General features: G+C 56.0%; 9 protein-coding genes. 5 read left to right on the top strand and 4 right to left on the bottom strand.

The window, feature by feature from the left end:
* Positions 1 to 290: ABC transporter permease (locus VGM48_RS19635; RefSeq protein ID WP_331582132.1), on the bottom strand; the 290-nt coding region annotated here is incomplete at its 3' end.
* A 159-nt stretch (positions 291 to 449) separates the two neighbouring features.
* Here VGM48_RS19635 and VGM48_RS19630 point away from each other — a divergent pair.
* The 3 genes from VGM48_RS19630 to VGM48_RS19620 are packed head-to-tail and all read left to right on the top strand — an operon-like array spanning position 450 to position 2,525.
* Positions 450 to 1,283, top strand: coding sequence for a sensor histidine kinase (locus tag VGM48_RS19630; protein ID WP_331582131.1), 834 nt, complete (start codon positions 450 to 452; stop codon positions 1,281 to 1,283).
* Positions 1,273 to 1,962 (top strand): response regulator transcription factor, encoded by a 690-nt coding sequence (locus tag VGM48_RS19625; protein WP_331582130.1) that lies wholly within the window; start codon positions 1,273 to 1,275, stop codon positions 1,960 to 1,962. Before VGM48_RS19630 ends, VGM48_RS19625 begins: the two co-directional genes overlap by 11 nt.
* Before the next feature lie 2 nt (positions 1,963 to 1,964).
* Positions 1,965 to 2,525 (top strand): hypothetical protein, encoded by a 561-nt coding sequence (locus VGM48_RS19620; protein ID WP_331582129.1) that lies wholly within the window; start codon positions 1,965 to 1,967, stop codon positions 2,523 to 2,525.
* Between the two features lie 10 nt (positions 2,526 to 2,535).
* Here VGM48_RS19620 and VGM48_RS19615 read toward each other — a convergent pair whose 3' ends face one another.
* The 3 genes from VGM48_RS19615 to VGM48_RS19605 are packed head-to-tail and all read right to left on the bottom strand — an operon-like array spanning position 2,536 to position 4,389.
* Positions 2,536 to 3,093: a class I SAM-dependent methyltransferase gene (locus VGM48_RS19615; RefSeq protein WP_331582128.1), complete on the bottom strand. Its 558-nt coding sequence runs from the start codon at positions 3,091 to 3,093 to the stop codon at positions 2,536 to 2,538.
* Between the two features lie 30 nt (positions 3,094 to 3,123).
* Positions 3,124 to 3,522, bottom strand: coding sequence for a hypothetical protein (locus VGM48_RS19610; protein ID WP_331582127.1), 399 nt, complete (start codon positions 3,520 to 3,522; stop codon positions 3,124 to 3,126).
* A 6-nt stretch (positions 3,523 to 3,528) separates the two neighbouring features.
* Entirely contained in the window at positions 3,529 to 4,389 is an 861-nt protein-coding gene (locus tag VGM48_RS19605) for a hypothetical protein (RefSeq protein ID WP_331582126.1), read from the bottom strand.
* Positions 4,390 to 4,632: 243 nt separating this feature from the next.
* Here VGM48_RS19605 and VGM48_RS19600 point away from each other — a divergent pair, with 243 nt between their 5' ends.
* Together VGM48_RS19600 and VGM48_RS19595 are read left to right on the top strand one after the other, a co-directional pair.
* Positions 4,633 to 7,035, top strand: coding sequence for a glycoside hydrolase family 31 protein (locus tag VGM48_RS19600; protein ID WP_331582125.1), 2,403 nt, complete (start codon positions 4,633 to 4,635; stop codon positions 7,033 to 7,035).
* A 136-nt stretch (positions 7,036 to 7,171) separates the two neighbouring features.
* On the top strand, positions 7,172 to 8,464 hold a 1,293-nt coding region (locus VGM48_RS19595; RefSeq protein WP_331582124.1), incomplete at its 3' end, for an ABC transporter permease.

Here is an 8,464-nt window from a genome sequence, read left to right as displayed (position 1 = left end):
AGGCGGGTGCTGTTGCGGATCCCGGGGATATCGGTCTTCACGGCGTCGGCCAGGGCGCCGGGAGTGGAGCCGTTGGTGAAGATGCCGCGGTCCGTCTTTTCGTTTTGCATGACGTGATAGAGGAAGTCGCGTTGGGCGAAGTTGTGGTTGAAGGTGGTCTCGTCCTCTACCCAGAGCAGGATGAAGGCGGCGCAGGCGATGCCGATGGACAGGCCGGCGATGTTGAGGAAGCCGAATGCGCGGTTTTTCCAGAGGCTGCGGAAGGTTCCTTTGATCGGGTTGGGAAGCATATGGGAAGGTTTTTCGTTTTTTACGCCTTATTATAAACAATACTGCGGAAATCCGGAATGGTTACCCGCGGGGCCGGATTATTTTTTTGGGGGTTTTATGAAAGAGGAGCAGGTGTTTTGCGTAGGATAGGAAAGGGCGTTTTTCGCAACCATGACCAGGTGTTTTACGCAAATATCTATTTGTTCTACTATATGATGTGGAATCCTGTCGATACGGGTACCATCGCTAAAACGGTGGTCGCGCTGCTCTACAGTACCCTGTTGTATTCGTATTGGCAGAGCACGAAAAAGCTAAGGAACTCGGAGCGGGATCTGAAGAATATCAGAGAGCGACTGCCTGAAGAAGTGTTGAGGGCGGGGTTGGACGCCCAGGAAGAAACGTTTCGGATGGTCTCGGAAGAGATCCATGATAATGTGGGACAAGTACTGTCGTTGGCAAAGCTCCATATGAATTTTCTCGATCGTGAGGTGCCGGAGTGCAACCGCGAAAGGATCGCCGAGATCAGGAAATTGCTGAACCAGGGGCTGTATGACCTGGGTTCTATGGCGAAGGCGTTGAACAGCTCACACATTGATAACGTCAGTTTTCAGTTTCTCATTGAGAATGAGTTGGATAGATTAAAAAGAGGCGGGTTTTTCGAGATCGTCTTTGAGGTGAACGGAACGGTCTACGAGTTAAAAAGGGAAACAAAGATGGTCCTGTTCAGGATCGTCCAGGAAGCGTTGCAAAATATTGTCAAACATGCCCAAGCGAGCCATGTACGTGTTGTGCTATCCTTTTCGATCGCGGATCTGAGACTGAAAATTGCCGATAACGGGATCGGCTTTGATCCGTCACCAACCAACTGGGCGGTACAAAATGGATTGGGGCTGATCAATATCCGCAATCGCGCCAAACTATTAAATGCGTCCGTCGAATTTGATTCGACTTCCGGCGCGGGAACAGCGATCATTATTTGCATGCCGATAAAACAAACCGTTTATGAAAATTGAGCAGGGCCCGATCAATGTTGCATTGGTCGATGATCATGTCTTACTAAGGGGAGGATTGGCGGCACTTATTTCCACTTTTGAGCCCCGGTTTCGGGTCTGTCTTCAGGCCTCCGACGGGCGGGACATGATCCGGCAAATGGAAAAGCTCGATGCCGATCTGACGCCGGATATCGTGTTGGTTGATATCATTATGTCCGGGATGGATGGGGGTGAGACGACTTTTTGGCTTAAACAGAACAAACCGGATGTAAAGGTTTTGATCCTATCGATGTACGATTCAGACATTACGATCATGCGCATGCTAAAAAACGGGGCCAGGGGATATTTGATGAAGGACATCGACGCCGAAGAGTTATTGTCTGCCTTGAATATCGTTGTTGAAAAGGGATACTATTATAGCGAACCCATTGTGCAAAAACTGGCCAGGTCGATTTCCAATGCGCGATCCGATGCAACGGACGGGTCGACGGGTGTAGCGGTTACGCTATCCGATAGAGAGAGGGAGGTACTGCGGCTGATGTGTTCGGAGTTTACCCTCAAGGAGATGGCGGATAGGCTGTATCTAAGTCCCAGGACGGTTGATGGATATCGGGATAGCCTGTTTCAAAAGTTCAACGTAAAGAGCCGGGTTGGACTCGTTCTGGTAGCCATTAAACTAGGAATCTTTCAAATCAACTGAAAATGCCAGTCCCTTACCTGATATCGTTCCTTGCGCTTGCCGTGTCCTTTTACTCGCTTTGGACCAGCCGGCTAAAACGGGGCATCGTTAAGATGACCCGTCCGCCGAAGATCTATCTTGGTCCCAATGGTCCCGGCGGACCCCAGAAAAAGGTGTCCGTACCCATGCTACTGTATTGCACAGCAGAACGGGGCATTTATATTCAGAACATGTTCGTTCGATTGCAGAGGGGAGAGTCCATCCAGAATTTTAATCTGTGGCAATATGAGGATCATGGCCCGGCCAGGGGCGCCGGGGTTTTTGTCAATAAGCGCGGACTGGGGACGGATCATCATTTTCTTATTCCCAATGACTATAGCCAGTATGAATTTTTGTCCGGGGACTATCTGTTGCAGGTTTTTGTCGAAACGGTCAATATGCCGCCGCGGAAGATCTTCGAGCAGAACCTTACCATTCCCAACGAGCAATTTCAGGATATGAAAAGGCTCAATGGTGGATTGTACTTTCACTGGTCGCCCGGCGCGCAGAACTATTCCTGCTACGTCTCGGCGGAGCTGCCCTAGGCGGAACCCATTATTTTCTTATTGCAAATGCTGCATAGAGCCTGCTGCGGCCGAAGGCCGAGGGATGCGTATTGCCTTTTTGGGGAGTCTGCCAGTGGGGTGGGGTCAAGAGGCGGGTGGCGGTGGTGAAGGACACGGGAAATGGCACCCACCGCGCGACGGGGGTGTCGGTGTCGTATTCGACAAGAGCCAGGAGACCGCCGGGTTTTAGCGCGGCGTGGAGGGTTTTGAGGAAGGCGGGTTTGTCGTTGACATAATGCAGTGAGTTGGCCATGAGGATGCCGTCGAGCCGGTTGAGGGCGGGGTTGGGGAGGGTGAAGTCCGCGGCCATCGGCTGGATGTGGATGCCGGCGGGCGTCGTTTGTTTTTTGATGCCGGGCGTGAGGTCGATGGCGTCGATGGTGCTGCCGGCCGGCAGGTAGTCGGCAAGCGCAACCGTGAAGGTGCCTGCGCCGCAGCCGAGATCGGCCCAATGGAGGGGCGGATGGCCGGGCAGGGGCATGGGCATGCGGGTGAAGCCGCGGAGGGCGGAATGATCGAGGAGGGAGACGGCGTCGCGGTGCGTCATGAGGGCAAAGATCGGATTTTGGACCCGCGCTTATTCGCCGGGTTTGGCGGAGATATCCGCGAGCAGGCTTTTGACCGAGCCGGGGATCTCTTTGAAGTCGGCGCTGAGGACGTCGCCGGCGATGGAGACGAGATCGGTCGCGATGTTGACGATCTTTTGGATCCTGGCGAGTTTGGCGATGGCCTTGTTGAGCTTATCGGACGCGTCCGACAGCGATTGAAGACTGGCCTTGGCATCGTCCTGGAGCGAGATGGTGGCGAGGGCGAAAAGTGATTTGCTTTTTATGAAGAGATCCTGGGCTTTATTGGAGAGTTCCTGCACCTGGTGAAAGTCGAGGTCGTTGAAATCGTCGCTGATGCGATCGTTGATGGCTTTGCCGGCGCTTTGGTACGCGAGGCCGAGTTGGGTGAGATCGAGGTTGGTTGCCATGATAAATTATTTTGCGAGTTTTTTGATATCGTTATAAATGGTCTGGAGGTCGGCGGAATATTGCTCGAGCAGGCTCAGGATCTGGCCGGCGGAGAGTTTGTTATCCCTCAGCCTATCGGCGATGTCCTGATGGCCGCGGTACAGCACCTCGAGGCCACGCTTCTGCGCGGCGATGGCGTGCTTCTTCTCCTCGAGTTCGGTGACCTCCTTTTGGTATTCGCGGGCGAAGAGGATCCGCGCACCCTTGTCGATGTCGGGGTCGGCGGTGACGAGAAAATATTTTGCCTTTAGCTGGCCCTGGTCGGAGACGATATTGTTCTGGAGTTCGCTCAGGCCGGCCGAGAGCGCCTCCACGACTTTGCGAACGGCCGCAGTATCTTCAAGGATCACCTCCTTGATCTTCTCCTCCTTGTAATGTCGGGTCAGCGCGTCGGTGATCTTGTGCGCGAGCGAGACGCCCGCTTCGACCTGGTCGCCGGTGATGTGGAGTTTGTTCAACACCTTCTCATTGCCTTTGATGGCATCCCCGAGTTTGGAATAGTCGGTGCTGCCGGTGGATGGATCGGCCAGCTGACCGAGGCCGGAGAAATAGGCGAGCAGGGCGTTGGAGAACATGGCGATGGTGGCGTCGGCCTGCCCGAATAGCCGGAGTGCGGCGGTGTCGGGGGTGGGTTCCTTCAGTGAGAGGTCGAAGTCCTTGCCGGGAAGCGTATATTTTATATAGCTTGCCTTGAAGGAGTAGTCGAGGTCGTTGATGGAGGAGAGGATGCCGCAGGCGTTTTTGCTGAAGGTGCGGACCTGGTCGAGGGAGACGCAGGCGGGCAGGTATAGCAATAGGAGGAGGGGGAGGAGTTGTTTTCTGTTCATGATCGGTGTTTTTGATTAGTGTTAGCGGATCAAATATATGATTGAAAGTTGATATGTAAATAGAGGGAAAACCACCTATTTGAGTGGAGGAGATGCGTCAGGGATCGGCAGGAGCGCCGTGCGCGACCGAGAGCCCGGCCCGAAGGGGACGCCAATGTGCGCGTTGCAATCGATTGCAGCATTTTCCCGGGAATGCCTTATCTTTAGGAGCCTTCGGCAAAATACCTCCTCAAAATAGACTGTATGCTAACGATTTATGCTAAGAGAACCTTGCTTTTCCTATTGCTTACCGGGATGGCCGCGGCGTCGGTTCGGGCCTCGGTGAAATCCTGGCAGAAGGACGGGGACGCGGTGAATTTTACGCTGGATATCGGGTCGATGATCATCCGGGTTTGTCAGCCGGACGTGATCGAAGTGAAGTACACGATGCTGCCGCGGATGCAGCAGAAGCCTTCGCTGGTCGTGGTAAACCGCTACGGCGGGGCGACGGATTTCACCGTGAGCGAGACCAGCACCGCTGTTGTCATCACGACAAAGCGGCTAAAGATCACCGTTGACAAGAGCAATAACGCCATCTCCTATGACGATCTGAGTGGGAATGCGATCCTCGCCGAGTACGGAACCGACAATAAATCCATGCAGGCACAGGTGGTGGCCAATATCCGCACCTATTCCTGCTCGACCACGTTCTGGTCCCCCCGGGATGAAGGGCTTTTCGGCCTCGGCTGTCACCCGCTGGATTCGCTGGCCATCAACTACAAGGGCCGCAACCAGGAGATGCTGATCAAATACATGACGGGCGCGATCCCGGTCCTCCTCTCCACGAAAGGTTATGGGTTGCTGTGGGATAATTACAGTGCCTCGAAGTTTGTGGGGGCCGACCCGACGAAATACCAATACGTCTCGGAGAGCGGCAATAAGATCGACTATTATTTCTTTTACGGCCCGGACTTCGACCGCATCGTCTCGCAGTATCGCGATGCGACGGGGCGGGCGCCGATGTTCGGGAAGTGGGCCTATGGCCTCTTTCAGAGCGAGGACCGCTATAAGTCGCAGGCCGAGGTGCTGGCGGCAGGTGCGGGTTACCGCAAGGCGCATATCCCCGTGGACGTGGTGGTGCAGGACTGGTATTACTGGGAGCCGCTGCCCATCGGCAGTCATGTGATGAACCCGCAACGCTATCCCGACCCGAAAGCGATGGTAGATTCACTCCATAACGAACACCTGCATGCGATGATCTCGATATGGCCGGTGTTTGGGAAGGGAACCGCCAATTTCGACGCGCTGAAGGCGATGGGCGGGCTGACCGCGATCACCTGGGACAACGTCGTGACGCATACCTTCGACACCTATTACGACGCGCATAACCCCGCGGCCCGGCAACTATACTGGGAACAGGCGCGGGACAGCCTGGTGAAGCGCTATGGGTGGGATGCGTGGTGGATCGATCAGTGTGAACCGGATAATGGGACGTTGCTGGACGCGAGACGGAGTGCACAGTTCTTTTTGGGTAAAGGCATCGATTATTTCAATACCTATTCGCTGATGCACACGGACGGTATCTATAAGGGCTGGCGGAAGGATATCCCGGGCAAGCGAGCCTTCTTCCTCTCCCGGCAGAGTTTTGCGGGGGCGCAGCGCAACGCCACGACGCTCTGGTCCTCGGATATCGAGTGTACCTGGCATTCCTTTGAAGACCAGGTTCCGCAGGGGATCAACGCCTGTGCGTCGGGGATCCCGTACTGGACCTCGGATATCGGCGGGTACCACTATCACTGGCAGGCGCCGGACTGGTCGAGACCGGAGTTTCGGGAATTGTTTACGAGGTGGTTTCAGTTTGGGGCGTTTTGTCCCGTGTTCAGGATCCATGGTAAGGGAGAGCGGGCCTTGTATTCGCGTAACTGGGATGAGCCGACGCGCAATATCCTGCTGAACTATGACAATCTGCGTTACCGGTTGTTACCTTATATCTACTCGCTGGCGGGGAAGGTCACGCAGGAACAGTATACCATGATGCGGGCGCTGGCATTCGACTGGCGCGAGGATACGGCGGTATACTCAATAAAAGATGAGTACATGTTCGGGCCGGCATTCCTGGTGAGCCCGGTGACGACACCGGGGGCGACGAGTCGCAGTGTGTATCTGCCGAGGGGGGAGTGGTACGACTTCTGGACGGGGAGAAGGGTGGGTGGAGGAGTGAGGAGCGATGTCGAGGCGCCGGTCGCGACGATGCCGCTCTTTGTGCGGGCGGGGTCGATCGTGCCGATGGGTCCCAATGAGGAGTATGCGACGCAGAAAAGCACCGATACGCTCGAGTTGCGGGTGTATCCGGGGGCGGACGGGTCCTTTACCCTTTACGAAGACGAGAATGAGGGGTATGGGTATGAGCAGGGGCAGTTTGCGACGACGACGATCAAATGGACCGATAAGACGAAGACCTTGAGCATTGGCGCGGCGAAGGGGAGTTTCCCGGGGATGCTGAAGAAGCGGGTGTTCAATGTGGTGTTGGTGGGGGAAGGCGTGGGCGTTGGTGAGCCCGCGGGGACGGCGACGAAGGTGGTGAAGTGGGCGGGGGTGCCCCTCAGCACGGTAATTGGGGTGGCGGCGCCGGCGAAGGCGGGAGCGGCGCCAAAGAAGAAAGGATAGGTTTGCCAGCGGACGGCCGGTGTATCATAAGCGAACAAGCGTGCGGAGCGATATCAATCGCATCTGGCTGATAACCAATTGTCTGAGAGATCGGCATTTATTATGTTGCGGGAGGGTAGGCTTAAATTATTACTACATGTTGTTCAACTACCTCCTGACCGCCTGGCGGCGGCTTCGCAAGAACAAGGGATTTTTCGCACTTAACTTTTTTGGGTTGTATATCAGCGTGACGGCGGCTTTGCTGATCGCGCTGCTGATCTTTTTTGAATCCGGTTTCGACCGGGGAATGGAGAAGGCCGGCGGCGCGAAGGTGTACCGCGTGGTGACGGAGAATACGGGCGAGAGCGGCGTGTCCTATGGGGCAGTGACGCCTTACCCGATGGCCACGGCGTTGCGGGCATTGCTGCCGGGTGGCGCCCAGGTAACGCAGATCGACTGGCAAAACGATATGACGGTGCTGGTCGGCGAGCAGACCCTGAAAGAGACCAGGATCGTTTTTGGCGACTCGGTATTTCCCCGCGTGTTCCCGCTAACGATAAAAGACGGCAGCCTGGCGCGGGCCTTTTCCGAGCCGGGGTTTTGCGTGCTGACGGAGTCGACGGCGCGCCGCTATTTCGGCAAGGAAGCGGCGGTGGGCAAACGCATCAAGGTCAACGGCAAGGTCGACCTGCAGGTGGCGGCGGTGGTAGCCGATGGCCCCACCAACACCCATCTCCCTTATAACCTGCTCATCTCCTATAAGAGTTTTAGCGCCGACTTTACCGGGGGCTTCAGCATCGATCAATGGTCGATGAATTCCAGCGGCTACACCTATGTGACGCTGCCGTCGGCGGCGAATGTGGCGCCGGTGGAACATATCCTGGCGGGCCTGGTCAGGGACCATCTGAAGAGCGAAGAGACCCGGCAGAAGACGCGGTATCTGTTGCAGCCGCTGCCAACGATCCACTACGATACGCGGTTTACGTCGAGTAACCCCAGTTATACGATCTCGATGAAGTACCTGTATCTCGTGGGGGCGATCGGCCTGTTTCTGATCCTCGCCGCGTGCATCAATTATACGAACCTTTCGACGGCGCTGGCGATCCGGCAGTCGAAGGAGGTGGGCATCCGCAAGACGCTGGGCGCGACGCGGCAACAGCTGATGCGGCAACTGATGACCGAGGCGTTTCTGTTGACGGGGATGGCGATCCTCGCGGCGGGGCTTAGTATCCGGATGTTCCTGCCGCTGATGAATAATTTCCTTGACAAGCAGATATCGCTGGAGTGGCTGGACTGGACGACGGGCGGGTTTCTGCTGGGGTTATGGATCGGGGTGTCCCTGCTTTCGGGGCTGTATCCGGCGGCGGTGTTGTCGGGTTTCCGGCCGGTGACGGCGCTGAAGAGCAAGGTCTTTACGCCGGGTGCGTCGGTGCTGAATCTGCGGCGGGGA

It is taken from the genome of Puia sp. (assembly GCF_036500295.1).
Taxonomy (GTDB): domain Bacteria; phylum Bacteroidota; class Bacteroidia; order Chitinophagales; family Chitinophagaceae; genus Puia.
The sequence above is the reverse complement of the archived record's forward strand: the minus strand, read 5'-3'. Positions and strand labels throughout refer to the sequence as shown.

What these genes read in the sequence shown, in the direction of transcription:
- VGM48_RS19610 (WP_331582127.1), bottom strand. Translation starts at nt 3,522, where the DNA reads ATGGCAACCAACCTCGATCTCACCCAACTCGGCCTCGCGTACCAAAGC.
- VGM48_RS19615 (WP_331582128.1), bottom strand. Translation starts at nt 3,093, where the DNA reads ATGACGCACCGCGACGCCGTCTCCCTCCTCGATCATTCCGCCCTCCGC.
- VGM48_RS19625 (WP_331582130.1), top strand. Translation starts at nt 1,273, where the DNA reads ATGAAAATTGAGCAGGGCCCGATCAATGTTGCATTGGTCGATGATCAT.
- VGM48_RS19620 (WP_331582129.1), top strand. Translation starts at nt 1,965, where the DNA reads ATGCCAGTCCCTTACCTGATATCGTTCCTTGCGCTTGCCGTGTCCTTT.
- VGM48_RS19605 (WP_331582126.1), bottom strand. Translation starts at nt 4,389, where the DNA reads ATGAACAGAAAACAACTCCTCCCCCTCCTCCTATTGCTATACCTGCCC.
- VGM48_RS19600 (WP_331582125.1), top strand. Translation starts at nt 4,633, where the DNA reads ATGCTAACGATTTATGCTAAGAGAACCTTGCTTTTCCTATTGCTTACC.